General features: G+C 67.7%; 19 protein-coding genes and 1 other RNA gene. 13 read left to right on the forward strand and 7 right to left on the reverse strand.

The genetic code is table 11. The features are described from left to right. Positions 1-23: 23 nt before the first annotated feature. Positions 24-2942, reverse strand: a complete 2919-nt coding sequence (locus ACX1DX_RS06115) for a bifunctional [glutamine synthetase] adenylyltransferase/[glutamine synthetase]-adenylyl-L-tyrosine phosphorylase (protein WP_459397974.1) — start codon at positions 2940-2942, stop codon at positions 24-26. 91 nt (positions 2943-3033) lie between these two features. On the opposite strand from ACX1DX_RS06115, the gene ACX1DX_RS06120 reads away from it, so the two are divergent. Further along, the gene (locus ACX1DX_RS06120) at positions 3034-3462 is read left to right on the forward strand and encodes a sterol carrier family protein (protein ID WP_459397975.1); all 429 of its coding nucleotides are present in this window, start codon (positions 3034-3036) and stop codon (positions 3460-3462) included. A gap of 85 nt (positions 3463-3547) precedes the next feature. After that, positions 3548-4453, forward strand: coding sequence for an aldo/keto reductase (locus ACX1DX_RS06125; protein ID WP_459397976.1), 906 nt, complete (start codon positions 3548-3550; stop codon positions 4451-4453). Positions 4454-4457: 4 nt separating this feature from the next. Here the strand turns inward: ACX1DX_RS06125 and ACX1DX_RS06130 are convergent, their stop codons facing one another. Next, positions 4458-5750: a glutamine synthetase family protein gene (locus ACX1DX_RS06130; RefSeq protein WP_076058101.1), complete on the reverse strand. Its 1293-nt coding sequence runs from the start codon at positions 5748-5750 to the stop codon at positions 4458-4460. Between the two features lie 118 nt (positions 5751-5868). Here ACX1DX_RS06130 and ACX1DX_RS06135 point away from each other — a divergent pair, with 118 nt between their 5' ends. The 6 genes from ACX1DX_RS06135 to ACX1DX_RS06160 all read left to right on the forward strand — a co-directional run bounded on the left by ACX1DX_RS06135 (position 5869) and on the right by ACX1DX_RS06160 (position 10954). Beyond that, positions 5869-6714: a DUF2510 domain-containing protein gene (locus ACX1DX_RS06135; protein ID WP_459397977.1), complete on the forward strand. Its 846-nt coding sequence runs from the start codon at positions 5869-5871 to the stop codon at positions 6712-6714. Between the two features lie 46 nt (positions 6715-6760). Further along, on the forward strand, positions 6761-7609 hold the full coding sequence (map, locus tag ACX1DX_RS06140; protein ID WP_083665281.1) for a type I methionyl aminopeptidase: 849 nt from the start codon (positions 6761-6763) through the stop codon (positions 7607-7609). Positions 7610-7686: 77 nt separating this feature from the next. Further along, positions 7687-8051: RNase P RNA component class A (gene rnpB / locus ACX1DX_RS06145), an RNA gene on the forward strand. Between the two features lie 89 nt (positions 8052-8140). Next, complete coding sequence (locus tag ACX1DX_RS06150; RefSeq protein ID WP_459397978.1) at positions 8141-8800, forward strand: TRM11 family SAM-dependent methyltransferase; 660 nt, start codon at positions 8141-8143, stop codon at positions 8798-8800. A gap of 90 nt (positions 8801-8890) precedes the next feature. Further along, on the forward strand, positions 8891-10309 hold the full coding sequence (locus ACX1DX_RS06155; protein ID WP_459397979.1) for an HNH endonuclease signature motif containing protein: 1419 nt from the start codon (positions 8891-8893) through the stop codon (positions 10307-10309). Between the two features lie 456 nt (positions 10310-10765). Continuing rightward, on the forward strand, positions 10766-10954 hold the full coding sequence (locus ACX1DX_RS06160; protein ID WP_076058089.1) for a DUF5302 domain-containing protein: 189 nt from the start codon (positions 10766-10768) through the stop codon (positions 10952-10954). Between the two features lie 7 nt (positions 10955-10961). Here the strand turns inward: ACX1DX_RS06160 and ACX1DX_RS06165 are convergent, their stop codons facing one another. The 4 genes from ACX1DX_RS06165 to ACX1DX_RS06180 form a co-directional block, all read right to left on the reverse strand. After that, positions 10962-12395, reverse strand: a complete 1434-nt coding sequence (locus tag ACX1DX_RS06165; protein ID WP_459397980.1) for an RNB domain-containing ribonuclease — start codon at positions 12393-12395, stop codon at positions 10962-10964. Further along, positions 12395-13135 (reverse strand): zinc ribbon domain-containing protein, encoded by a 741-nt coding sequence (locus ACX1DX_RS06170; protein ID WP_182763751.1) that lies wholly within the window; start codon positions 13133-13135, stop codon positions 12395-12397. The genes ACX1DX_RS06165 and ACX1DX_RS06170 overlap by 1 nt, the downstream gene beginning before the upstream one ends. 711 nt (positions 13136-13846) lie before the next feature. Beyond that, positions 13847-14272 carry a GNAT family N-acetyltransferase gene (locus tag ACX1DX_RS06175; protein WP_459397981.1) on the reverse strand — a complete coding sequence of 142 codons (426 nt, stop codon included), beginning with the start codon at positions 14270-14272 and terminating at the stop codon, positions 13847-13849. Between the two features lie 350 nt (positions 14273-14622). Continuing rightward, complete coding sequence (locus ACX1DX_RS06180; protein WP_459397982.1) at positions 14623-15693, reverse strand: LacI family DNA-binding transcriptional regulator; 1071 nt, start codon at positions 15691-15693, stop codon at positions 14623-14625. Between the two features lie 292 nt (positions 15694-15985). Here ACX1DX_RS06180 and ACX1DX_RS06185 point away from each other — a divergent pair, with 292 nt between their 5' ends. From ACX1DX_RS06185 to ACX1DX_RS06205, 5 genes are all read left to right on the forward strand, one after another. Continuing rightward, on the forward strand, positions 15986-17290 hold the full coding sequence (locus ACX1DX_RS06185) for a sugar ABC transporter substrate-binding protein (RefSeq protein WP_459397983.1): 1305 nt from the start codon (positions 15986-15988) through the stop codon (positions 17288-17290). A gap of 74 nt (positions 17291-17364) precedes the next feature. Beyond that, entirely contained in the window at positions 17365-18972 is a 1608-nt protein-coding gene (locus tag ACX1DX_RS06190) for an ABC transporter permease subunit (protein ID WP_459397984.1), read from the forward strand. A 116-nt stretch (positions 18973-19088) separates the two neighbouring features. Then, complete coding sequence (locus ACX1DX_RS06195; protein WP_459397985.1) at positions 19089-19904, forward strand: sugar ABC transporter permease; 816 nt, start codon at positions 19089-19091, stop codon at positions 19902-19904. A gap of 1 nt (position 19905) precedes the next feature. Further along, the gene (locus tag ACX1DX_RS06200) at positions 19906-21723 is read left to right on the forward strand and encodes a glycoside hydrolase family 13 protein (RefSeq protein ID WP_459397986.1); all 1818 of its coding nucleotides are present in this window, start codon (positions 19906-19908) and stop codon (positions 21721-21723) included. Positions 21724-21752: 29 nt separating this feature from the next. Beyond that, complete coding sequence (locus tag ACX1DX_RS06205; RefSeq protein WP_459397987.1) at positions 21753-23933, forward strand: alpha-amylase family glycosyl hydrolase; 2181 nt, start codon at positions 21753-21755, stop codon at positions 23931-23933. 1527 nt (positions 23934-25460) lie between these two features. Here ACX1DX_RS06205 and glmM read toward each other — a convergent pair. Then, entirely contained in the window at positions 25461-26810 is a 1350-nt protein-coding gene (glmM, locus tag ACX1DX_RS06210) for a phosphoglucosamine mutase (protein WP_459397988.1), read from the reverse strand. Positions 26811-26861: the final 51 nt, after the last annotated feature.

Below are 26861 nucleotides of genomic sequence, written 5' to 3' on the forward strand. Positions count from 1 at the left end.
TGCCCTCCGGAGGTCTGGCGGGATCAGGCGGCCCAGAAAATGGCGTCGACGGCGTCTGCCGCTCGTCGCAACAACCGACGGGTGTCCTCCACCAGTCTGGACGCCTCACCTGCCCGGTAGCCGAGCAGCAGGGCGATGGCCGCCAGTTCGCGCGTGTCCGAGGGCAACGCGTCGCTGGCCCGACCACGCACCAGCATGATGGCGTCGCGCAGCATGCTGGCCCGGTGCCAGGCCTCCTGCAGCCGGACCGCCTGGCTCTCCGGCATGATCTCCAACGCGGCCAGCGCCGCCAGGGCGTCCATGGTGGACGTGGTGCGCAGCACCGCATGCTCGTGGCCGTGCTGCAGTTGCAGCAACTGCACCGTCCACTCGACATCCGACAGGCCGCCGGGCCCGAGCTTGAGGTGCCGGTCGCGCGGCACGCCCTTGGGGATGCGCTCGTTCTCCATCCGCGACTTCAGCTTGCGGATCTCAGAGATCTGCGCGCGGGTCAGGCCGCCGTCGGGGTACCGGAACCAGTCGATCCCGGTGAGCACCGCCTCCGAGAGCGCCCGCTCCCCCGCACCATGGCGGGCGCGCAGCAGCATCTGGGCCTCCCAGGTGGAGGCCCACTTCGTGTAATAGGTCAGGTACGACGACACCGTGCGCACCTGGGGGCCGCCCTTGCCCTCGGGGCGGAGGTCGGTGTCGATCACCAGCGCAGGATCCGGGCCCGGTTTGCCGATGATCTCGGCGGCGCGCCGGACCAGGTCGGTCGCCCTCGTGAGCTCCTCGCCCTCCGTGCCGTCGGGAACGACGAACATGCAGTCGGCGTCGGAGGAGTAGCTCACCTCATAGCCGCCCCACCGCCCGAGCGCGATGACGCCCACCGGCGGGGCGTCGATGGTGCGGCGCGCCAACTGCAGGCCGGCCTCGACGGTGGCGGACGCGAGGTCGCTCAGCGCGCCGCCCACCGCGGCGAGGTCGGCGTGCCCCAGCACGTCGCTCAGCGCGATGCGGCACAGCTCGGCGCGGCGCAGCGCCCTGACAGAGGCGATCGACTGGTCCGGGTCGTCGTAGCGGTTGGCGGCCCGGGTGAGGGAGGCGGTGAGCTCGTCGACCGAGCGTGGCCGCAGGTCGTCGGTGCTGGCGAGCATCTTGATGTGCTCGGGCGCGCGCTTCAGGAGGTCGACCACGTAGCGGCTCGACGAAGCGACCCTGGCCAGGCGTTGGGCCATGTAGCCCTCGTCGCGCAGTGCCCGCAGGTACCAGGAGGTCTTGCCGAGCGACTCCGACAGCTGGCGGAACGCGAGGAGCCCGAAGTCGGGGTTGGGCCCGTCGGCGAACCACTGCAGCATGGCGGGGAGGAGCTGGCGCTGGATCTCGGTGCCGCGGTCGCGGCCGGTGGTCAACGCGCGGATGTGGCCCAGGCCGGCCTGCGGGTCGGCGAAGCCGAGGGCCCGCATCCGGGTCTTGGCGGCTTCGGTGCTCAGTTGCAACTCGTCCGTGCGCACCTGGCTGACGACATCGAGCAGAGGCGAGAAGAACAGTCGCTGCTGCAGCTGCCGGACCCGGCGCGCGGAATCGCGCCACCGCTTCTGCAGGTCCTCGGCCGAGGAGCCCATCGAGCGGGCGACATGGCTGAGGGCCAGCTCGTCGTCCGGCATGAGGTGGGTCCTGCGGAGGCGGCGCAGTTGGATGCGGTGCTCCAGGACCCGCTGGAACCGGTAGGCGCGCGCCATCTCGGCCCCGTCGGCCCTGCCGATGTAGCCGTTGCCGATCAGTGCCATGAGCCCGTCGAACGTGCCGCGGGTGCGGATCCGCTCATCGGCGCGGCCGTGCACCAACTGCAGCAGCTGGACGGAGAACTCGGTGTCGCGCAGACCGCCGGAGCCGAGCTTGATCTCGCGGTCCTCCTGCTTAGCGGGGATCAGGGAGATCACCCGCTCCCGCATGGCGCGCACCTCCGGCAGGAACTCGGGCCGCTCCCCCGCCTGCCAGACCAGGGGCCACACGGCGTCGACGAACTCCCGGCCCAGGTCGAGGTCGCCCGCTGCGGGGCGGGCCTTGAGCATGGCCTGGAACTCCCAGTTCTTGGCCCATTTCGCGTAGTAGGCGCGGTAGCTGGCCAGCGTCCTGACGAGGGGGCCGGCTTTCCCCTCAGGACGCAGCGCCGCGTCGAGCTGCCAGATGCTGCCCTCGGAGGTGTGCGAGGAACAGATCCGGGCCTGCGCGGCGGCGAGCTTACCGGCGACGGCGACCGCTTCGTCGGCCGTTGCGCCCTCCGCCGGTTCGGCCACATAGATCACGTCGACGTCGGAGATGTAGTTGAGTTCCTGTGCGCCCGTCTTGCCCATGGCCAGCACGGCGACGCGGGCCTGCCGCCAGCCTGGCACCTCCGCGCGGGCGAAGGCCAGCGACATGTCCAGCACCACGTCCGCGACGTGCGACAGCTCTGCCGCGATCTCATGGACCAGGGCGTCCGGCTGCGGAGCGGAGAGGTCGCGCGCGGCGATTTCGATCAGCGCGGCGCGGTTGGCCAGCCGGAGCTGGTCGGCGCTGCCTGCGGCCACCCCGTCGTCCAGGTGGATCCGGGCGTCGAAGAAGGCGCGCCACCCGGACAACCCACGGTGCACGGGTTCGACGGCGAGGATGCGCGCCTCGGCCGGGTGCCTCACGAGCGTGTGGGCCAGCACGCTGGATCCGCCCATGACGAGCAGCAGCCGTCGGAGCCACGCCTCGTCCGACGCGATCTCACGGAAAACCTCCGGCGACGCGGCCTCGAGCCGCTCGAGCGAATCGAGCGCGAGGTCCCGGTCTGCCACGGGTTCGAACAGCGCCAGATCGACCGGGGGCTCACCGCCGAGCCTGTCCGTCCAGCGCTCCCAGACGCGGGCGGCACCGCTCGCGGAATCAAACCCGCGACGGGCGAACTCCCCCATCGGCGACTGGTATCTACCCATTGGCTCAGACTAGTGGGCGGCCCTCCCCCAGGGGGCGCGACGTTCCGACCTCCGCGACTGGCGCTGAGCGCCAGCCGGTTAAGCTGAATCGATGTTCAAACCCACCCCGAAGGTCGTCGCCGCGCTGCGTGAGCGCCTCGACGACGAGGGCCTGTCCGCGCTCGAGGTGGAGCTCAGGTTGCGCCGCCCGGATCTCACGCGGGTGCTGCTGCGCGCCGCCTCCGATCCGGCCCCGCTGGGCCGAGACCTCCTGGCCGCCGTCTGCCGCGCGGGATGCGCCCTGTTGGGCGAGCGGCATCCGGGTGCCACCATCGAGGTGCGGGTGCCGCCGTTCGCGGCGGTCCAGATCGGCTTCGAGACCGGGCCGAGGCATACCCGCGGCACTCCGCCGAACGTGGTGGAGATGAGCGGCGAGACATTCGCGGCCCTGGCCACCGGACGCCAGCCCTGGGCAGAGGCCGACCTGCGGGCCTCGGGCGTCCATGCCCATGAGGCCTCAGCGGCCTTCCCCCTCTGCTGAGCGTTCAGCTGGCGTTCAGCAGCCGGCACACGGACAACTGCCGAGAAGCCCCGCCCATGGGCCCGGCAACGGACAGACTGGACAGATGAGCCCCGCTGTCTCCGCGTCACACCATCCGATCCGCACCCTTCAGGTCGCCGGGCGAAGCGTCCCGGTGCTGGGCCAGGGCACGTGGCACATGGGCGACGCGTCGTCGCGCAGGGAGCGCGAGATCGCAGCGTTGCGCACCGGCCTGGACCTCGGCATGACGCTCATCGACACGGCGGAGATGTACGGCTCGGGCCGGTCCGAACAGCTGGTGGGTGAAGCTATCAAGGGCCGCCGCGACGAGGTGTTCCTGGTGTCCAAGGTGCTGCCCGGCAACGCCAGTCACGACGGCACGCTCGCCGCCTGCGAGCAGAGTCTGCGCCGTCTGGGCACCGATCACCTCGACCTCTACCTCCTGCACTGGGAGGGTTCGTACCCGCTGGAGGAGACCTTCGGGGCCTTCGAGGAACTGCGCGCGCAGGGCAAGATCGGCGCCTGGGGAGTGTCGAATTTCGACCGCACGCTCATGGCCGAAGCTGCGGTGGCGGCCTGCTCCGCAGCCGGGGCCGCGGGCAGCCGGCCTCAGGACCGGCCGGCGACCAACCAGGTGCTGTTCAACCTGCAGCGCCGTTGGCCGGAAGGCGGGCTGCTGGAGGAACTCCGCGCGTCGCACATCCCGCTGATGGCCTACTCACCGATCGAGCAGGGCGCCCTGGCCGCAGAAGGCAGGCGCGGGGCCGCGCTCACCACCGTCGCCCGTCGCCACGGCGCCACGGAGGCCCAGATCGCGCTGGCGTGGGTCATCTCGCAGCCGGGCGTGTTCGCCATCCCGAAGGCCGGATCAACGGCCCACGTGCGGGAGAACGCCGCGGCCGTCAGCATCCAACTCACCGCTGAGGATCACGCCGAGCTGGACGCGGCGTTCCCCAAGCCCCGCGATGATGCACCGCTCGAGTTGATCTGAACGGTCACATCACGCGGATGTGGCGGTCCAGTTCCCAGGGCGTGACCTGCTGGCGGTAGGCCGCGAATTCCTTGCGCTTGTTGCGCATGAAGTACTCGTAGACGTGCTCGCCTAGCGTCTCGGCCACGAGTTCGCTCTCGTCCATGATGCGGATGGCCTCGTCGAGGTTGCGGGGCAGTTCCTGGATGCCGATCGCCTTGCGCTCGCGGTCCGAGAGGCGCCACACCTCGTCCTCGGTCTCCTCGGGCAGCTGGTATTCGCCCTCGATCCCCTTGAGGCCCGCGTTGAGCATCACGGCGTAGGCGAGGTACGGGTTGACCGCCGAGTCGATGGCGCGGTACTCGATGCGCGCCGACGACGTCTTCCCCGGCGTGAACTGGGGAACCCTCACGAGGGCCGAGCGGTTGGCGCGTCCCCAGCACGCGTACGACGGGGCTTCTCCCCCGCCGACGAGGCGCTTGTAGGAGTTGACCCACTGGTTGGTGACGGCGGTGATCTCCGGCGCGTGGTGCAGCAGGCCGGCGATGAACTGCTTGGCCGTCTTGGAGAGGTTGTACTGGTCCGCCGCGTCGTAGAAGACGTTGGTGTCGCCCTCGAACAGCGACATGTGCGTGTGCATGCCGGAGCCCGGGTGCTCGGAGAACGGCTTGGGCATGAACGTTGCGTGGATGTCCTGGCTGACGGCCACCTCCCGCACCACGACGCGGAACGTCATGATGTTGTCGGCCATGGTGAGGGCGTCGGCGTAGCGCAGGTCGATCTCGTGCTGCCCCGGGGCAGCCTCGTGGTGGCTGAACTCGACGGAGATGCCCATCTGTTCGAGGATGGTGATGACGTCGCGGCGGAAGTCGGTGCCGTCGCCCAGCGTGGTGTGGTCGAAGTAGCCGCCCTGGTCCAGCGGGACGAGGGGGTTGAGCGAGCGCAGCAGGAAGAACTCGATCTCGGGGTGGATGTAGAAGGTGTAGCCGAGATCGGCCGCCTTGCCGAGAGCGCGCTTCAGCACGAAACGGGGGTCCGCGAAACTCGGTGAGCCGTCGGGCAGCTTGATGTCGCAGAACATCCGCGCCGTCGAGCGGCCGGCCTGCCGCCACGGCAGCACCTGATACGTCGACGCGTCCGGGTGCGCAACCATGTCCGACTCGTAGACACGGGCGAAGCCTTCGATCGCGGAGCCGTCGAAACCGACGCCCTCCGCGATGGCGCCCTCGACCTCAGCCGGAGCGATCGCCACAGATTTCAGTGAGCCGAGCACATCGGTGAACCACAGCCTGACGAACCGGATCCCGCGCTCCTCCATGGAGCGGAGAACGAACTCCGTTTGCCTATCCATGCGCGCAAGTTTGCCGCGAAGATGTTACAGCCGCGTGACATTCTGCGTTCTGGGCGCGCTCCGGACCGCCCCTAGACTGGGGCACATGGCTCAGCCAGGTTGGTATGCGGATCCCACGGCGCCCGATGGGCGCCGTTACTGGGATGGTCAGCGATGGGTGGACCCCACGCCCCCACGCAGGGGCCGCGCGGGCTGGGTGTGGCTGTCGGTCGCCCTGGTCGTGGTCGCGGCCCTGGTGGCAGCGCTGCTCATCTTCCCCAGCCGGGCCAACCCCTTCGCCCCCACGCCGGAGGACACCCGCACCGCCCGCCCCACCGGCAAGCAGTGGGATGAGCGGGTGCCGTCAGAGACGCCCACCCCCACCGAGATCGAATCCCAGTTCGGCGAGTCCATCGACTGTCCCTCCAGTGAGGACTGGCCGCGCAGCGAACTGACGGACGGGCGCCTCGAAGGTGGCGGGCTCAGCGTCGACGCACCTCAGGGCGAGAAGTGGCGGATGAGCCCCGCCCACATCGACTGGATGTACGACGGCAACTCGATGCTGCGCGAGATCGTCTTCGGCTGGATCAGCAACGTCAACGTGGGCTACATCAAGGTCTCCGACGGCTTCTCGGCCAATCCCCGCGCCGCGGCCGAGCAATTCGTCAACTGCATGGCGTCGTCGGGCATGTTCCTCGGCTTCACCAGGCGCACCGTCCTGTGGAACGAGGAGTGGGACGTCTCAGGCAGGCCGGCGTGGCGGCTCACGTCGAACGTCTACGTCGACGACTGGAGCCACGAAGGCATCGAGGGCGACACCGTCGACATCATCATCGTGCCCACCGACGACAAGGACCGGTTGGCCGTCTACGTCAGTTGCGTGACCATCGGCCACGAGGAGAACATCAGCGAGGTCGAGCCGGTGTTGGAGTCACTGGCGTACGAGGGTTGACTCGTACAGAAGGGCCGGCGGGAGCGGCGGGATAGAATCGTTAACTGTGAATCCTGTTACTCCGCACACCATCACCCCCGTTCGCGACGTCCCCCGCAGCATCCTGCGTCCGGAGTACGTCGGCAAGAAGGCACCGAAGCGCTACACCGGCTCCGATGTCCAGAGCGACGAAGTGATCGAGAAGATGCGGGTGGCGGGGCGGATCGCTTCCCGGGCCATGCATGAAGCGGCCAAGGCGATCGCGCCGGGCGTGACCACCGACGAACTGGACCGCATCGCGCACGAGTACATGCTCGACCACGGCGCCTACCCGTCGTCGCTGGGCTACCGCGGATTCCCCAAGTCGATCTGCACCTCCGTGAACGAGGTCGTCTGCCACGGCATCCCGGACACGCGGCCGCTCGAGGACGGCGACCTGGTCAAGATCGACTGCACCGCGTTCAAGGACGGCGTGCACGGCGACAACTGCGCCACGTTCTTCTGCGGCGATGTCGACGAGGAGTCGAGGCTGCTGGCGGAGCGCACGTTGGAGTCGCTCAACCGGGCGATCAAGGCCGTGCGGCCGGGGCGCCCCATCTCTGTCATCGGTCGGGTCATCGAGAGCTACGCGAAGCGCTTCAACTACGGCGTGATCCGCGACTACACCGGTCACGGCGTGCACACCGCCTTCCACTCCGGCCTGGTCGTCCTGCACTACGACGAGCCGCGCGTCGACACCGTGATGGTGCCGGGCATGACGTTCACCATCGAACCCATGCTCACGCTGGGCGGGTACGACACTGAGGTGTGGGACGACGACTGGACCGTCGTCACCGCCGACCGTTCGCGCGTGGCCCAGTACGAGCACTCCCTCGTCGTGACCGCGACCGGCGCGGAGATCCTCACGCTTCCCTGACGAGTCCCCGCCTCCCGTCGCTGCGAACTGGCGACGGTGTGCCGAAGGCCCGATCCACGGTAGAATCGTTGGTTGGACGAGACGGCCAGATGATCGCGGCTGGAAACAGCTGAGGAAAGTCCGGGCTCCACAGAGCAGGGTGGTGGGTAACGCCCACCCGGGGTGACCCGCGGGACAGTGCCACAGAAAACAGACCGCCCAGCAATGGGTAAGGGTGAAACGGTGGTGTAAGAGACCACCAGCGCTCCGGGTGACCGGAGCGGCTAGGTAAACCCCACTCGGAGCAAGACCAAGAAGGCCGGCCCTAGGGCCGGCTGCGGACACCGTTCGAGCGCTGCTCGCGCGAGGTGTCCGGGTAGGTTGCATGAGCGCACCGGCAACGGTGGGCCTCAGATAGATGATCATCCGTCGACAGAACCCGGCTTACCGGCCGTCTTGTCCCCCACCCTTCCGAAGGCCGTGTTGCCGCGCGCATCGCCGGCTGGGGCAGCGCCTCGACCCGCCTGCACCCCGGCGGCCTACGATGCAGACATGCGCCTGCGTCCCCACCTCTTTGTCGAGCACGATCAGGTGGTGGCAGAGCGTCATCCACTGGCGGACGAGAACGTGCACTTCTCCCGTTCGCTGGTGGCCGCGGTGCTGGAGGACCTGTCCCGGCCGGACGACCGGGTGCTCGATCCGTTCGCCGGCTTCGGCACCGCGCTCCAGGTCGCGACGGCCATGGGAAGACGCGCGGTCGGCGTCGAACTCCTGCCCGAACGCTGCGCCGTCGCCGCCGCGGTGGCCCCGGACGCCTTGATCGTGCAGGGCGACGCCCGCCGGCTGGCACAGCTGGTCGAGGGCCCCTTCGATCTGATCCTGACGTCCCCGCCCTACATGGCCGCAGATGACGGCCCGGAGGATCCGCTGTCCGGTTACACCGGCGCGAGCACCTACGAGCGCTACCTGGTCGAGCTCCGCGGAGTCTTGGCGCAGTGTCTCGAGCTGTTGACGCCGGAGGGCCGCCTCGTCGTGAACGTCGCCAACATCGACACGGGCACACACTTCACCCCTCTCGCCTGGGATGTGGGGAGGATGCTCGGCGAGCTCGGACGCCTGGCCCAGGACGTCTTCGTTTGCTGGGACCGGTCCTGGCACGACCTCGCGGGCGACTACCTGCTCGTCGCACAGCGCGGGGCCGATCAGCGCTGAGCCGCGACGCCTGCGATCCGCAGGCCGTACTTATCCACAGCCGGGAAACCACGCCGCGAATTGTCACTGCGCGCGAATATTGTGGGGGTCATGGAGATCGGTCAGCATCCAGCAGTCGAGGCGCTCAGCGCCGTCGACGCGTTGCTCTCCGGAATCGACGTGGAGGCTCTGGCGTCCTGTCCCGAGGTTGAGCTGGTCAATGTGATGCGCAGCGCCCGGAGGCTCCGGAGCCGCATCGACGCGCTGGCCTGCGTGGTGACTGACCATGTCAACCGGCGCCAGGCTTCGATGAAGGCCGTCGGCACCCCCACCACCTCGTTGATCGCGCTGGACGAGAACCTCGACAACCGGCAGGCCGCGGGTCAGATCGCCCTCGCCGGGGACATGGTCCGACACGAGGCGCCCAAGCAGGCGGCACTCGACGGAACCATCTCTGCGCAGCAGGCAGCCGCCATCTCCAAGGGAATCGCGGACCTTCCGGACCTACCCGCAGAGGTCGTGGCCAGAGTCGCTGAAACCTTCGTGGCCAGGGCCGCAGGGGTACCCGCGAGGAAGCTCGCGAGACTCGCTCCGGACGTGTTGGCCGCAGTCGCTCCGCAGCACGCGCTCCGCGACGGAGACTCTCTCCAGCGTGTCGAGCGCCAGCGTGCCAACGCAGTCAAGAACCGCCGCTTCACGTGGGGTAACGACGGCGAGGGATCCATCTGGTTCACCGGCCAACTCCCCGAACTCGAAGCCGAGCCGTGGATCCGGACCTTGTCGGCCATGGTCGCGGCGGACAAGCGGGCGGAGCGGGACAGGGAGCACGCGGCACGCCACGGGCAGATCAATGCCCGCACCCGCCGTGCCCTGACCCGCCCCGACACGCAGCGCACCCCGGCGCAGCGCAACGCGGACGCACTCATCACCCTCTTCGGAGAACCCGCCACCCGCACTCCCGTGGGTGACGCGCCCACCGTTGCTCTATCCGCCCACGGCGACGCAGTCAGGGCCGAGGGAGTCGCGCGCCCACGTGACAGGGGGAGCCGCTCCCCCAGGGCGCAGATCCGCGTGACGATCTCTTTGGCAGATCTCCTCGACCGCGCCGGCGCCGGCGGGGTCCTGGATTCGGGCACCGAACTGACGCCCGGCCAGCTGCGCCGTCTGGCTGCAGAGGCGGAGATCATCCCCTTCGTCCTCGGTGGCGGCTCGGAGATCCTGGACATGGGCCGCGCCTCCAGGCTTGTGACGCCCGCACAACGCAGGGCACTCGAACTCCGCGACGGAGGCTGCGTCTTTCCCACCTGCACGAAGACTCCAGAGGAATGCGACGCCCATCACGTCAATCCCTGGAACCTCGGCGGGAAGACCAACCTCAAGGAGTTGGTGCTGCTCTGCGGGCACCACCACAACATCGTGGAGCCCGACGTCAACGGCCGCCGAGACCAATGGAAGATTCACTTCGATCCAGTGACCGACACTCCGGAGGTACTACCACCCGAGCGCTTCAACGGCCCGAGGCGCATGTGATGGCCCCGGTTCGCTCTGCGAGTCCCGCTGCGCGGGGCTTCCGCCGCGCCACCCTTCGACGTGGGCCCGCAGGAGTCACGGGTGCATCACTCCTCCAGGTACCGCGCTGCCGTGGCACGGATCCGTTCGGCATACCGATAGATGTCGACCACGGCTGACTCCGCGCCCGCGCGTGTCAGGGAGCCCGAAGCTCGCGCGTCGCAGCGCTCTCGTGGGGTGGGCGTCGGGCCAGAGAAGGGACGCACCACACATGTACGGCGAGCACAGGGCGTATCCCCAGGCAGCACACCTGCTCACTCCCATCGGCGTTGTTGTCGTCGGTATGGTGCTGGCAATTGTCCACAGCCCCGTCTGGTGGCTGCTCGTCACGGCCTTCGCCGGCCGCGCCGCGTACCTGGGGTGGCTCCTGGCGCAACGTCGCCGCAGCGCTACCCCGCAGCCGGGTACAGTTGCGCCATGAGTGACGCTGAGCAGACCGACGCCCCGCTGGACCCAAAAGAGGCCATGCGGCAGGCCCTTGAACGCAAGAAGCAGGCTGAGCACCTCTCCGCCAACGCCGGAACCCACGGGGACCGCAAGCAGGGCGGCCAGGCCCATGGGCCCGCCGTCGGGCGCCGCGAGTTCCGCCGCAAGTCCGGCGGCTAGAGCCTGATCAGTTCGGACGGGACAGGGTGACCTGTCCCTTCCGGACGTCCACCTTGTCCACCCGCACCCGCACCTCGGAGCCAACTTCGCTCGCCTTGGCCGGCACCCGGAGTTCGACGGCGGGTTCAGCAATCTGCACCGTCCCCACATGCGTCTTGGGGTCGACGTCCGTGACGACGCCGGTGAAGATCGCACCCACCCGGTTACTGAGCACGAGGCCCTCCGTGAGGTCGATGACGCCACGCTCGTAGGCACGAGCAGACCGGCCGGTCTCGGCCATCTCCTCCGGCAGAGCGGCCAGCCCGTCACGGGCCCACTGCGGTACCTCGAGGCCGTTGATCAGCGCATGACAAATGGCCAGGACGTAGCGGTCCACCAGCCTCCGCAACGGCGCGGTCGTGTGCGCGTAGGGCGCGGCCAGCGCCGCGTGCAGCAGGTTCTCGTCCGGGACCTCGCCGTCGAAGGCCAGGTACCCGGCCCCGCGGAACAGCATGGTGCACTTCGTCAACGCCGCCAGCTGCTTCGGGTCCTTGGGGGACAGCGACCGCACGAACTCTGGATACGGCATCTCCTTCGGCCACGGCACACCCAACGAGCGCACGGCCCGCCGCAGCTTCTGCAGCGACCACTCCTCAGCCGGCGGCAACGTCCGCAGGACGCCCACCTTGCCTGTGAGCATGGTCTGCGCGGCCGCGAAACCCGTCATCAGCGAAATCTGCGCGTTCCAGTTCTCCACCGGCACGAGCGCTCGGAACTCCAGCTCCCAGGTGCCGTCACGCTCGACGATCTCCTGGTCGGGCAGGTTCAACGACACGCCACCGCGCTCGATCTCCAACTGCTGACGGAGCTTCCCCACCTCAGGCAGCAGTGCGATGCTCGCATGAGGGGTACCGCCGTCGAAATCTGCCTGGACGCCCTCGTAGTTCAGCTTGGCCCGGCTCTCCACCAGGGCGCGCGTCAGGCCGACGTCGACCACCTCGCCGCCCGCGTCCAGATGGAGTTCCCACACGAAGGCCGGCCGAGGCTTCCCGTCGGCCAACAGGGACCCCGCGTCCTCGGAGATCACCGCCGGGTGCAGCGGAATACGCGCGCTGGGCGCGTACTTCGTCATCCCGCGACGATGGGTCTCGGCCTCCAACGCCGTGCCCGGCCGCACGAAATGCGGCACATCGGAGATGGCGTAGCGGACCAGGTACCCGGCGCCCTCACGCTCGATCTGGATGGCCTGGTCGAGGTCCTTGGACGTGGGCGGGTCGATCGTGACGAACTCGACGTGGGTGAAATCCGCATGGTCGTCCGTCGATTGCCGAGCGGCGAGTTCCGCGTCGGCCACCACCTCGTCAGTGAAGTGGAGCGGCATCTCCAGCCGCTCCTGCAGGAGTTGGATGGCCTCCCGGAGGGACTCGGGGATCTCGTGGACCCGGAGATGCAGCGAAGGCATCAGAGACCAGACTCAGCCGTACGCACCAGGATGCGGTCGCACTCGACGCAGCGCAAGACCTGGTTCGCGGGGGCCTTCTTGTAGGTGTCCAGATCAGACAGAGTCAACTGCAACTGGCAGCCGGTGCAGCGCCCGGCCTTCAGCGTCGCGGCCCCCAGCCCGGTGGAGGCCCGCAGCTTCTCGTAGAGCGACATCAGCGGCGGTGCCAGCCTCGCCGCCACCGGGCCACGATCAGCGGCCAGATCCTTGGCCTCCCGGCTCAGCTTCGCCACCGCCTCATCGCGGGCAGCCACCTCCGCGTGCAGCTGGTTCTCGATCTCCACCTTGCGCGCGGCGACCCGGTCGCGATGGGCGACGGCATCCTCCAGACGACTCATCACCTCGAGCTGGTCGTCCTCGAGCTCGATGATGCGCTTCTTGAGGTGCTCGACCTCCTCGGTGAGCGAGCGCAGCGTCTTCGGATCGCCGATCGAACCGTCGGCCAACCGCTGCTCGGTGCGCTCCAGCCGCGCCTTCACCGGCGTCAGGTCGGTCTCTGCCTTGCGGACCCAGATCTGCAGGTCGTCGACGCGGGTGCTGGAGGCAACCAGCTCATCAGCGACACTCTTGCGCGCACTCATCAGCTCAGCGATGGTCTTGTGCTGCGGGAGCGAGCGCGCAGCGTGTTGCACGCGCGCCACCTCCGAGTCGAGCTCTGCCAGGGTAAGCAGAGTGCGTTGATCAGCGGGGTCAGCGAGCATCGCGAATCCTTTGTCCAGTTGGGTGGGGTTCACTCTACTAGGGTCGACTATGCCCTGGAGCGAGGTGCACGCGGCATACGGGCGGCGCGCGGACGACTACACCGACCTGCTCGGGTCTGTCGATGCGATGCATGAGCAAGATCAAAAGCTCATCAGCGAGTGGTCCCGGCCGCTCGTGGGCCGGGTTCTCGACGTCGGCTGCGGGCCGGGAAACACTGGACTGACTTCATGGCTAGCCAGGGCCTGGCTGCCGAAGGTGTCGACATCGTGCCGGAGTTCCTGTCTCGCGCACGCGAACGGTTCCCACACGTGCCGTTTCGGATAGCGAGTCTTGCCGACCTAGGGGTGCCGGCAGGGCTACGCCGCCGGCATTCTGGCGTGGTACTCTCTGATACACCTCGCACCGGATGAGGTGCCTGCCGCTCTCCGGGAATTTGCCCGGTGCACCGTGGTCGGCGGGGCCCTACTTGTGGGCTTCTTTGAAGGGGCCGCGGTCGAGCCGTTCCCGCACGCGGTCACGACCGCCCTACTACTGGCCCATCGACGAGCTGAGTCGGCACCTGGTCGATGCAGGTTTCGAAGTGCTCACGGTGCACTCACGTAGCGACCCAGGGAAGCGCCCTCACGCGGCGATCGTCGCTCGGCGCGTCCTGAAACCGACGGGTAACCCGCCCTCTATGCCGAGCCGGGAACTGCCGTGAGCCGGTCCTTTCACCGGACGTGATCCAGGATCATCAGCTTCTGTGGATCTGGGAACGGTGCAAAGCCCACTTGTTCGTAGAGTCCGTGTGCATCAGGCGTCGAAAGCATCACGCGTTTAAGGTTCATCGGTAGCAGAGTGTCGACGACCGCCTGGGACAGGAGTTGTCCAAGTCCGCGGCCACGGAAGTTGCGATCGACGTAAACGTCGCATAGCCAAGCGAAGGTCGCCTCGTCCGTCACGACACGGGCATAGGCGCAAAGGTCGCCGTCGCCGTAGTAGACGCCGAAGTTCAATGACCCCTCCGCGGCCCGCTGAACTGTTTCGCGTGTGCGGCCGAGCGCCCAGTAGGCGTCCGTCGAAAGCCAGTGGTGGACCTTCGAGAGATCGATGCGGGCCAGGTCGGTATCGACCGTGTACTCGTTGTCAACAGCCATGATTCGACGATATCAACCAGGCTCCGACGGTTCCGTAGGCCGGCCGCCCTGCGGGACACGCTGAGTCTCAGATTCGAATCGATTCTGAACACCGCAGCGTGGAGCTCGCCGGGTTCCGACTCCTGGTCGAGCCTGGTCGCACGGATGATCGCGCCGTTGCATGCAGCCGGTGATCTGGTGGGCGAAGTCGACGCTGGCGTCCTGCTCGGCACGGTCAGCGTCGCCCTGAAACTGAAAGTCGGTGACGACAGTGCGAATGGGAGGAGGCGCGGCCATGATCGGTGGAGTTGTCGCCTTCGACGTCTTCAGAAGTCTGGGTTGACGAACCGGCGTTGGTAGGGCCGGAAAGCTCAGACCGCCGTGGTTACCATGCGAGGTGCCGGGCGTCGCGCATCCGGGGCGGCTGCGGTTGAGCCGCGCACGATGAGTTCTGGGGCGAAGAGGAACTCGCTTGTGGCGTGGGTTCCCTGCTGGAGCTCCTCGACCAGTGCGTGGACGGCGGCACCTGCCATCGCGCTGACCGGCTGGCGCATGGTGGTCAGCGGGGGGTCGGTGAAGGCGCTCTGCATCGAGTCGTCGAACCCCACGATCGAGACATCGCGGGGGACTGCGAGACCACGGGCTCGCGCGGCCCGGATTGCTCCGAGGGCCATGACGTCGGAGGCGCAGATGATGGCGGTGGCTCCTTCATCTAGGAGCTCACCGGCGGCCGAGGATCCGCCCTCGACGGTGAACATCGAGTGCCGGATCAGCGGTGCGGCCCCCGAAGGGAAGCCGCGGGTCTGCAGGGCATGGGTGAAGCCGTCGACCTTGCGGATCACGGGGACGTACCGCTCGGGGCCGAGAGCGAGGCCGAGGCGCCGGTGTCCGAGGGCGAAGAGGTGGTCGACAGCGGCCTGCATGGCGAGGGCGTCGTCGACGGAGATGCTTGTCGCGTCCAGGGTCGGCACGTGCCCGTTGATCAGCACGAGGGGGATGCCTGCCTGGCGGAGGCGAACGTAGCGGTCCGTGGAGGCGTGGGTGTCGGCGTGCATGCCGGAGACCACGATCAGTCCGGCGATGTTGTAGGAGAGCAGAAGCTCGATCCACTCGTCCTCAGAGACCCCGGGGGCGGACTGGGAGCAGACCATCGGCATGTGCCCTTGCTGGACCAGCCTTGTGGCCATCTGCTGGGCGAAGGCAGGAAAGACGGGGTTGTCCAGCTCCGGGACGATGACGCCGACAGGAAGAGCCTTGGACGTTCCGGTGCGTGCCCGGATCCCAGGTCGCTGCGACGAGCGGTCGTAGCCGACTTCGCTTGCTGCTTGTAGCACCCGACGACGCACCTCGGCCGATACGCCGGCCTTCCCGCTGAGGGCGCGGCTCGCGGTCGCGGCACTCACGCCGACCGTCGCGGCGATGTCCAGGAGTGTTGCGGCCATACGTACGATGCTAGCACCGCCAGCGCAAGGACCGCAACGACATTGCGCGAATCTTGCATCCGCTCCTTCGACCTATTCTCAAGCATGGTGGTTTCTCAAGCATGGTGGTGCGTAAGCCCGTGCAAAACGATGTTGCATCGATTGCAAGAGTGCACGCAAGATCTGTTCCATTACGGCAATCGGTGGTGCTATGCTGCGTTCAGCGCGGGACTTCGCGCGGGCGAGATACCCCGCCTCACAGAGATGTGAGCCGGTCTCGCATCAACCTTTCGGATCTCAAAAGGAGGACCCGATGCAACGACGGGCAAGGATTTTAATGGTGGCCGCGGTGGCCGGGCTGGGGCTCGCGCTCACCGCCTGCGGGAGCGGAAACGGCGGCGGTTCGTCCGCTGCGGAGCCGGCGGCGGAGCCTGTGGCCAGCGCCACAGAGTCGCCGACGGGTCCACCGGCGCGGGACCCGGACGCTGCCCTTGTGCTGTGGGCGGACGACGCCAAAGCCCAGGTGCTCCAGCCGTTCCTTGAGGAGTTCGCCGAGGAGAACGGCATCACGGCGGTCGTGCAGACTGTCAACGACAACGGGCGCGACAGTTTCGTCACGGCGACCCTCGCCGAGAACGGCCCCGACCTCGTGGTCGGTGCCCACGACTGGATCGGCAAGTTCGTGGAGAACGGGGTCATCGCACCTGTTCCGATGAGCGCAGAGGTGCAGGAACAGTTCCTGCCGAACAGCATCGAGGCTGCGACGAGCGACGGGAGCGTCTACGGGGTCCCGTACGCCGTGGAGAACATCGGCCTGATCCGCAACACCGAGCTTGCCCCGGACGTGCCCGGGACCGTGGAGGAGATGCTCGCCCTCGGCAACGAGCTCGTCGCGAGCGGCAAGGCTTCGAAGCCGATGGTGATGCCGGTGGGTCAGGAGGGTGACCCGTACCACGCCGAGCCGTTCATCACCTCGGCGGGCGGGTACGTCTTCGGCCGTGACGCCGAGGGGGACTACGACCCCGCCGATCTCGGGCTGGACGGGGCGGAGGGCGCAGCGGTCGCGGAGAAGCTCGCCTGGATGACGGAACAGGGTGCGCTCAGCACGTCGATCACGTTCAACGAGGCGCTCGACCTCTTCGTCCGGGGCGAGACCCCGTTCCTCGTCACCGGGCCCTGGGCCACCGGTGACATCGCAGACGCGGGCATCAACTATGCGGTCAGCGAGATCCCGCCGTTCGAAGGCGGGCAGCCGACCCGCCCGTTCGTTGGCGTGCAACTGTTCTACGTCTCCAGCAAGGCGGAGAACGCCACCTTCGCCCAGGAGTTCGCACTGAGGTACGTCAGTCGCCCCGACGTTCAGCGCGCCCTCTTCGAGCAGGGCCAGCGCCCGCCGGCCCTGGCTTCCCTCAACGCCGAGCTCTCGGCGGCCGACCCGGAGCTCCAGGCGTGGAGCGCCGCCGGTGCCAACGGCGACCCGATGCCGTCCATCCCCGCGATGGACGCCGTGTGGGGCCCGCTGGGCATCGCGATCGCCAACATCGCCGCTGGGGAGGGCGACCCGAACCAGATCATGACGGACGCCGCCTCGGCGATCACCGAGGCGATCGGCCAGTGACCAAACCGTGGCGGGGGCGGCGCGCTGGCGCCGCCCCCGCATCCACGAAGCGCCCGCCGCTCGAGGAGGAACCCGTGTCGATCGATCTGCAGAACCCACCAAGGACCCGCCCCGCAACCGGGACCGGCCAGCCGCCTGTGCATCGCCGCCTGCCGGCGGGCCGCGTCGTGGCCCTCACGACGCTCGCTGTCGTGACCGTGGTGGCGATTGTCGCTACCCACCGGCTGGTGCAGGCTGGCAGCTGGCTCGGAGTCACCCTGGTGGCCGGCGCCATCTTCGCCGTGCTCGCCGTGTACGGCGGGCGCAAGCGGGTCCCGATGAAGTACCTGCTGCCGGGGCTGCTCCTGCTCCTGGCCCTGCAGATCTGGCCGGTGACGTACACGGTGGCCACCGCGTTCACCAACTACGGCGACGGGCACCGGGTGACCAAGGAGGAGGCGATCGATCTCATCATCGCCAGCTCGGTCCGCGAGATCCCCGGTCAGCCCCGCTACCAGCTCACCGTCGCGGTGCCCGACGGAGCCGACCCGCTGCTCGGCGAGCTGCACTTCCTGCTGCGAGCACCCGGCGGGGAGCTTCAGGTCGGGGACGGGTCCGGGCTGGAGCCCTTGCCGGCGGAGGAGGTCACGGTCGACGACGGCGGACGGGTCGTGGCCGTCGATGGGTACACGCTCCTCTCCGCGCAGGAGGTGAACGCCCGCTCCGAGGAGCTCAGCACATACCTCGTCCCGGTCGCGGACGGGGTGAGCATCAGGCAAGCCGGACTGACAGAGGCCTACCAGAGCCGCACCACGATCACCTACGACCCCGGGACGGACCGGTTGACCGACACCGAGACCGGCACGGAGTACATCGCCGAGGATGCCCGGTTCGTCGCCGCCGACGGCTCGGGCCAGTCCTTCCCCCAGGGCTGGAAGGAGAACGTGGGCATGGCCAACTTCGAGCGGGTGCTCACCGACCCGGCCCTGCGCAGCGGCTTCGTCGGCATCTTCACCTGGAACCTGGCCTTCGCCGCGCTCTCGGTGATCTCCACCTTCGCTCTGGGACTGCTGCTCGCGCTGCTGTTCAACGACCCCGGCATGCGCGGCCAGCGCATCTACCGGTCGCTGCTGATCCTGCCCTACGCGCTGCCCGGGTTCGTCACCGCACTGGTCTGGGCCAGCATGTACAACCAGGAGTTCGGCCTGATCAACAACCTGACCGGCCTCGGGACGAACTGGCTGGGCAACTCGGCCTGGGCCAAGGTCGCGGTCCTCGTGACCAATCTCTGGCTCGGCTTCCCGTACATGTTCCTCGTCTGTACCGGAGCCCTGCAGTCGATCCCCGCCGAGCTGCGCGAGGCCGCGATGATCGACGGCGCGTCGCCGTGGCGCATGCTCCGCTCAGTGACGCTGCCGCTGCTGCTTGTCGCCGTGGGGCCGCTGCTGATCGCCTCCTTCGCGTTCAACTTCAACAACTTTGGGCTCATCTACCTCCTCACCGGAGGAGGACCGTTCCAGGCGAGCGACCCCACGCAGGGCGGGACGGACCTGTTGATCACCTATGCGTTCCGGCTGGCCTTCGGCTCCACGGAGGCAAATTTCGGTTTCGCCTCCGCGATCTCGATCTTCATCTTCGCCATCGTCTCGCTGCTGTCGGTGAGTGCCTTCCGCCGCACGGCCGCCCTGGAAGAGGTGCACTGATGTCCACTGGTCTGACTGCTGGCCCCCGCCCACCCGTGGTGTCCGGGCCAGGCGGGGCCGCTCGTGCCCGCCCTCGGGGACCGCGACCGAGGTTCGCCGCCAACGGCTGGCGCCACGTGCTGGCCGCCCTGGCACTGGTATGGGCGCTCGGGCCCATCGTGTTCATCGTCTTCGCCGCGCTGAACCCGGCCGGGACGTTGAGCAGCAGCAGCCTCGTGCCCAACGGGGCGTCCCTGGCGAACTTCGAGGACCTGTTCACCGACCCCATCCGACCGTTCTGGCGGTGGTATCTCAACACCATCCTCATCGCCGGCGTCGCCACCGCCGGCTCGGTGTTCATCGGGGCGTGCACGGCCTACGCCTTCACCCGGTTCCGCTTCGCGGGCCGCCGACCGGCGCTGATCTTCCTTCTGCTGATCCAGATGTTCCCAGCGCTCCTGGCCTTCATCGCCATCTACGTCACGTTCATCGAGATCGGCGACATCTTCCCCCAGATCGGCCTGAACACCGCGGCCGGGCTGATCATCGTCTACCTCGGCGGCTCCATGGGCGCGAACATCTGGCTCCTCAAGGGCTACTTCGACACCGTGCCCCGCGAGCTCGACGAAGCCGCCAAGATCGACGGCGCCTCCCACGCCCAGATCTTCTTCGGGATGATCCTGCGCCTGGTCGCCCCGATCCTCGCGACCGTGGCGACGTTCTCCTTCGTCGGATTCATCAACGAGTTCATGATGGCCGGCATCTTCCTGACCGACACCAACCACAAGACCCTCGCCGTGGGGCTCCAGGCCACCTTCGCCAACAACAACAACGAGTACTTCGGCCAGTTCGCCGCCGGGTCGATCCTCGCCTCGCTGCCGGTCGTGGTCCTGTACCTCGTCCTGCAGCGCCACATCGTCGGTGGCCTGACCACGGGATCAGTGAAAGGCTGATATGTCAACGTTCTCCATCCACCAGCCGCACCACGACGGCTCGGAGCTCTACGTCTCCAACGCGACCCCCAGCCTCGGCGAGGCGGTCTCGGTGTTCCTGCGCGTACCGCACGCCTGCGCCGTTGACTCGGTCCACGTCCGGGTCACCCCGGACGGCGAGCAGCAGTTCGTCCCCGCCACGGTGGACCGCGCCGACGAGACCGAGACCTGGTGGCGCGCGGACATCGTCTGCCGCAACCCTGTGACCAACTACCGGTTCATCCTCGAGGGCGGCGCCACGGGCTACGCCTGGCTGAACGGGGCCGGGGTGCACGGCCGCGACGTCCCCGACGCCGCCGACTTCCGCCTCACCGCGTTCCCGGCGCCGCCGCGCTGGTCCACCGACGCCATCGTCTACCAGATCTTTCCGGATCGATTCGCCCGGTCAGTTGACCGGACACCGCCCGCCTGGGCCAGCCCGGCTGCCTGGACCGACCCGGTCGACACCTCTCTCGAACGCATCGGTTCTCAGTGGTACGGCGGTGACCTGGACGGCGTCCGGGCCCACCTGGACGACATCGTCGAGCTCGGCGCGAACGTGCTGTACCTGACGCCGTTCTTCCCCGGCGGCTCCAACCACCGCTACGACGCCAGCACCTTCGACCGGGTCGACCCCTTCCTCGGCGGGGACCCCGCCCTCGCCGCCCTTGTCGAGGCCGCCCACCAGCGAGGCCTCCGGGTCCTGGGCGACCTGACGACCAACCACACAGGGGACGGCCACGAGTGGTTCAGCCGGGCGCTGGCCGACCCCGACAGCCCAGAACGCGACTTCTACTACTTCGACGACGCCGGTGACTACGCCTCGTGGCTCGGAGTGCGGTCCCTGCCCAAGCTCAACTTCACCAGCCCAGAACTCCGCAAGCAGTTCTTCGACCCGGTCGACGGCGTGGTCGCCCGATGGGTGGGTCGCCACGGGCTCGACGGGTGGCGCATCGACGTCGCGAACATGACCGGCCGCCACGGCATGGACGATCTCAACGCCGATGTCGCGCGCCAGACCCGTACCGCTATGGTGACCGCCAACCCTCAGGCGCTGCTGGTCGCCGAGCACGCCCACGACTACACCCGCGACGCGCTCGGCGATGGCTGGCACGGGGTGATGAACTACGCCGGCTTCACCAAACCGGTATGGACGTGGTTGCGCAGCCCCGAGCACACCGCCAACTTCCTCGGATCACCTCTGCCCGTCCCACGCCTCGGCGCGGAGGCCATGGCCGCGACCATGCGGGACTTCACCGCGCACGCCCCGTGGCGCACCATCGCCCACAGCTTCAACCTCCTCGGATCGCACGACACCACCCGCATCCGCACCCTGCTCGGGGAGTCCACCGGCCTTGGAGAGGTAGCAGCCGGACTGCTCTTCACGATGCCCGGCATCCCGATGCTGACCTACGGCGACGAGATCGGCATGACAGGTGAGTTCGCGGAGGACGGCCGCAAACCGTATCCCTGGGACGGGCACGACGTCGACGAGGAACTGCGCTCCACCTACCGACGCCTCGCAGCGGTCCGCGCCGCCTCGACCGCCTTGCGCCGCGGTGGCCTGCGCTGGGTCCACGCCGAGGGCGACGTGGCCATCTTCCTGCGCGAGTCCGCCACCGAGCGGGTGCTCGTGCACTGCGCCCGGGCACCCCACCCGCCGGTGCGGATCGACCTGTCACCACTCGGAGCCGCCACCGCCGAACCGCTCTACGGAACAGCGCCACGGATATCAAACGGCACAGCCGAGTTCCGCGCCCACGGCCCGGCGGTCAACATCACGTCCTTGCCCACCCGCTAAGCGCCTGTCCACCCCGAGGAAGGAACACCATGGCCCGTCCACCAGCACCACCCCTCAGACGCCGCTCACGCGTCAAGGCCGGGGCCGCGCTATGCGCGGGCCTGCTGACCGCGTTGCTCGGCGTCGCCGCCGGCCCAGCACAGGTACCCGCGCATGCCGTAAGCGCATGCACTGCGACCGGGGTCGCCAACACGACCAACTACGAGACCGACACGATCTACCAAGTACTCACCGACCGGTTCGCCGACGGCGACCCATCCAACAACAACCCCTACGGCAAAGCGAACAGCTACGACCCCGACCGCACCGACATCAACCGTTTCTTCGGCGGGGACTGGCGCGGACTGGCAGACCGCATGCCCTACCTCGCCGGCATGGGCATCTCAGCCATCTGGATCTCGCCGCCGTACAACAACCTGGACGACCCCTACCTGGAGAACGGCAACTACTACAACGCCTACCACGGCTACTGGGCCAAGGACTACTTCGTCCCGGACGAGCACTGGGGAGGGTGGGCCGACTTCGACGCGCTGGTCAACACCGCGCACTCGCACGGGATCAAGGTCGTCATCGACTTCGCACCCAACCACACCAACCACACCGACAACGTTGAGCAGGGAGCCCTGTACCGCGAGGGGGCGCTGATCGGCCGGCACAGCAACGACACGCTGGGGCTGTACCACCACGAGGGCAACCGTGCCCCATCCCAGACAAGTCAATACGACTACCAGTTCCGCGACCTGGCCAACCTCGCCGACCTCTCCACCGAGAACGCCTTCGTCCAGGACCACCTCCTAGACGCGATCGACGTGTGGCTCAGCCATGGTGTCGACGGCATCCGGAACGACGCCACACTGCACCAAAGCAACGCCTTCCGCACGGTGCTCGCCGACCATGTCAATGCCTCGAGCACGCCCGTATTCCACTTCGGGGAGTACTTCATCGGGACATCGGACCCGAAGTACGACGACTATCGCACCTCCCCCGATCGCACCGGCATCGACATCCTCGACTTCGAGCTGGCGAACGTCGCCCGCGACACCTTCGGTGACTTCAGCCAGTCCATGCTCGACCTCAAGGCCACGGTCGAGCGGACCGACGGGGACTACACCTACGAGCACAACTCGGTCACCTGGCTCGACAGCCATGACAAGCCACGACTTGCCAGCATTCAGCCGAATCAGGGCATCTTCCACGCAGCGCTGGCATTCCACCTCACCACGCGCGGGACCCCGGTCATCTATTACGGCACCGAGCAGTACCTCCCCGGCGCCAACGGTGACGCGGGGCGGGTCTGGATGAACAGCTTCGACACCACCACCCCGGCGTACCGGCTCATCGGGGACCTCGCTGAATTGCGCAAGGAAAACCCTGCCCTCGCATACGGAACGACAACTTTCCGCTGGGAGAACTCCGACGTCCTGATCTACGAACGCAAGTTCTTCGACAACACCGTGCTCGTAGCCATCAACCGCAGCGGTACCACGTACCCCATCACCGGACTCTCCACGGCCCTGCCACCGGGCACTTACCCGGACTACCTAGGCGGCCTGACGAGTGGCAACGCACTGACGGTGGACTCGACGGGATCAGTCACCCCGTTCGACCTCGGGCCTGCCGAGGTCGCCGTCTGGTCCTACCGCGACACGACACCGGCTGGCCCGCAGATCGGTGCGGTGGGGCCCACCCAGGGCCGCGCAGGCAACGTCGTAGCCATCGACGGGGAGGGCTTCGGCACCTCAGCCGGAACGGTGTCCTTCGGTGGCGCCCCCGCTGCCGTCCAGTGCTGGTCCCCGCATCAGATTGAGGTCACCGTTCCCGCCGTAGCACCCGGCACGGTCGATGTCACCGTCAGCACCTCGAACGCGACGTCGAACACCTACCAGTACACCGTCGTCACAGGGAAACAGGTGCAGGTCACCTTCCACGTCAACGAGGCGACGACGGCGCCCGGCGAGAACGTGTACGTCGTGGGCAATGTGCGTGAGCTAGGCGGCTGGGATCCGGTGAAGCCTTTCGAGGCAATGCTCAACCCGGCCTACCCCGAATGGTTCCTCCCCATCAGCGTGCCCGCAGGACACACCCTTGAATTCAAGTTCATCAAGCGAGACGCCACAGGGAAGGTGACCTGGGAAAGCGGAACAAACCGCACCTTCACCGCGCCCAACTCCGGCACCGCAGACACCCCGATGTATACCTGGCGTCCCTAACCCTGGATCACGGGACTAGGCCTGCGAAGAGCTGTACGGGGACGTCGCAGGGCCTGATGTCTTGCTGGCGCAGCCCCCGTTGATCCCAACGGGGGCTGCGGCGGTGTCCACTAGCGATCTGATGACGTCCAGTCGTCGATGGTTGGGGGGCTGGAAAGAGCGTCCAAAACGCATCTCAGAACCTCCGGTGTGTTCCGATGTTCTGGGATGGGTTATGAGACAGCGCGAACTGCATCGCGATGCTTCGAATGAGGTCCGGGTCTGGGCGCTTCTGCGAGGAGAAGGTGTCCACCCGGTCCGCGGCCCGGCCGAGCCTGGCTGCAGCGGCTGGTCTACTGCGCCGCCCCCGAGCTGGGCCGCGCAGGCCCCGATGAGGGCGCTACAACGTCCGGAGGAAAACGTATCTCGGACGAACCGGAGCGGCGTTACGTCGTTACGGACGTTGGTTGACAAGATGGGGCGCTGTCTACACACGGTGCATAACGCCCAGGTTAGAAAGTCGACTCGCCGGGCGCTTGAGGAGGGATCTGAAGACTGATGGCACTCCACGGATTCCGCCTCTACACAGTCGAGACCACGATTGCGCGATCCCAAGCACGGCTGGAGTTCGGCTCTGGTGAGCTCGCGTCACCTGTGGACGTTCTCTATGAGCAGCTGGCTTGTCTTCAGGGCCGCACCTTCGTCCGAGACGCGGCATACAGCCCTAGAACGCCGGACCAGGAGGGGGATGGCCACTTGCCCGTCCGGACACCGGTGCTGCGAGTGGATGATGTCCGCCGGGTCCGTTCGTCCGTCGAGGTCGTGATTAGTTACGGGCGAATGGGGGACTACGGATTCGCCATGAGCGTGGATGGTGACGTCGACCTTCCTTTGGGTCGCCACGCAGCTGGTCGGCCGTACCGGGTGATCATCCACCTCCCCAGGGCGGGGAAGTCGGCGGCAATGGTGTCGGAGGTGGTCGGCCGCACGCACGCGGGGGAGATGCTCCTCAAGAGGCTCTCGGTCGAGAACTACCGTGCAGCGCAGGAAGCATCGGGCGACGAAGGCTACTGGCTCCGGTGGCTTCCTAGGGGCATCTTCGACGAAAGCCGGATCTCTGAGGTGTTAACTCAGGGCTCGCTCGAAGGGTTGCGGTGGCAGCGCAAACGCCACAACCGAGCGGGTGAGCCTGGCACGCAGAACATCATCCTCACTCAGACTGGAATTCCGGCTCGCCAAGTCGAGGACGCCCGGAAGATGGTCGAGCGCTGGCTGAAGAAGAAACTCGGCATCGAGAGTGGTGAACGGGGCGAAGACGCGGTTGCAGCACTGATCGAGCTTGTCGATGGGAATGTGGAGGATCTCGGCTTCACCGACGGTGTCCTCACGTTCCAGGAGCAGGGCAAGACCCAGAGTCTGGGGCCATCCAACCTCGACAAGATCCTGATGTATCCGATGTCGGGGCCGACCCCGACATTCGACGCACTACGTGCTGCGTCGAATGAGAGGCTCCGTCCTCTCCTCGGCGCGCTAGGACGGGGGCGTCCGTCAGAGACTCAGGCGCTCAGTCACCTTCGCCGCGAGCTGCTCCGTGATCCGCTGGGCCTGCTCGACGGTGGGCGCCTCACACATGACCCTCACCACCGGTTCGGTGCCGGAGGGGCGCAGCAGGACGCGGCCGGTGTCGCCGAGTTCTCGCGCGGCGGCCGTGACTGCAGCCTGGACGTCGGGGTCGATACCCGCGCGCAACTTGTCGACGTTGCGCACGTTGATGACCACCTGTGGCAACACCGTCATCACGGATCCGAGGTCCTTGAGCGACCTGCCGGTGGACTTCATCCGGGACGCGAGGTGCAGGCCGGTGAGCGTGCCGTCGCCGGTGTTGGCGAACTCGGAGATGATCACGTGACCGGACTGCTCGCCGCCCAGCGCGAAGCCGTTGGCGTTCATGGATTCCAGGACGTAGCGGTCCCCCACCTTAGTCTGGTCCACGCGGATCCCATGCTCACGCATGGCATTGACCAGGCCCAAGTTGCTCATCACCGTCGCCACGACGGTATCGGAGTGCAGGCGTTGCTCCTCTTTCATGGCGATGGCCAGGATCGCGAGGATGCGGTCGCCGTCCACGAGGTTGCCCTCGTGGTCCACGGCGAGGCAGCGGTCGGCGTCGCCGTCGAGCGCGATGCCCAGATCCGCGCCCTCGTCCACGACGCGCTTCACGAGGTCGCCGATGTGGGTGGAGCCGCAGTCGTCGTTGATGTTGATGCCGTCCGGCTCGGCGTGGATCGGGATGATGTGGGCACCCTGGGCCGCGAACGCCTCGAGGGCGGTCTGGGAGGCCGCGCCATTCGCGCAGTCGATGACGACCTTCAGCCCCTCGAGGGAGGGGTCCCCCAGCGACGCCACCAGGTGGGCCACATAGGCCTCCACGGCTCCGAGGTCGCTGCGGATGCGGCCGACGGACGAGCCGGTGGGACGCTTCCAGTCCTCGCCCATCCGGGCCTCGATGGCGTCCTCGAGGAAGTCGTCGAGCTTCACGCCGCCGCGGGAGAAGAATTTGATGCCGTTGTCCGGCATGGGGTTGTGCGAGGCGGAGATCATGACGCCCAGATCGGCGTCCATCTCGTTGACGAGGTACGCGACGGCGGGTGTGGGCACCACACCGAGCCGCAGCACGTCGACACCCGCCGACGCGAGCCCGGCGATCACCGCCGCCTCCAGGAATTCACCGCTCGCCCGGGGGTCGCGGCCCACGAGGGCCAACGGCCGGTGGTCGCGGAACGCTCCGGCCTCCCCGAGGATGTGCGCTGCGGCGACCGAAAGGTCCAGCGCAAGCTCGGCGGTCAGTTCAACGTTTGCGACGCCGCGGACGCCGTCGGTTCCAAAGAGTCGTGCCACGTCTGGAGACTCTACAGTCGCGCATAGAGGCTGAGCGAATCGCCACGCCCC

The organism is Tessaracoccus zhenghani (assembly GCF_054552775.1).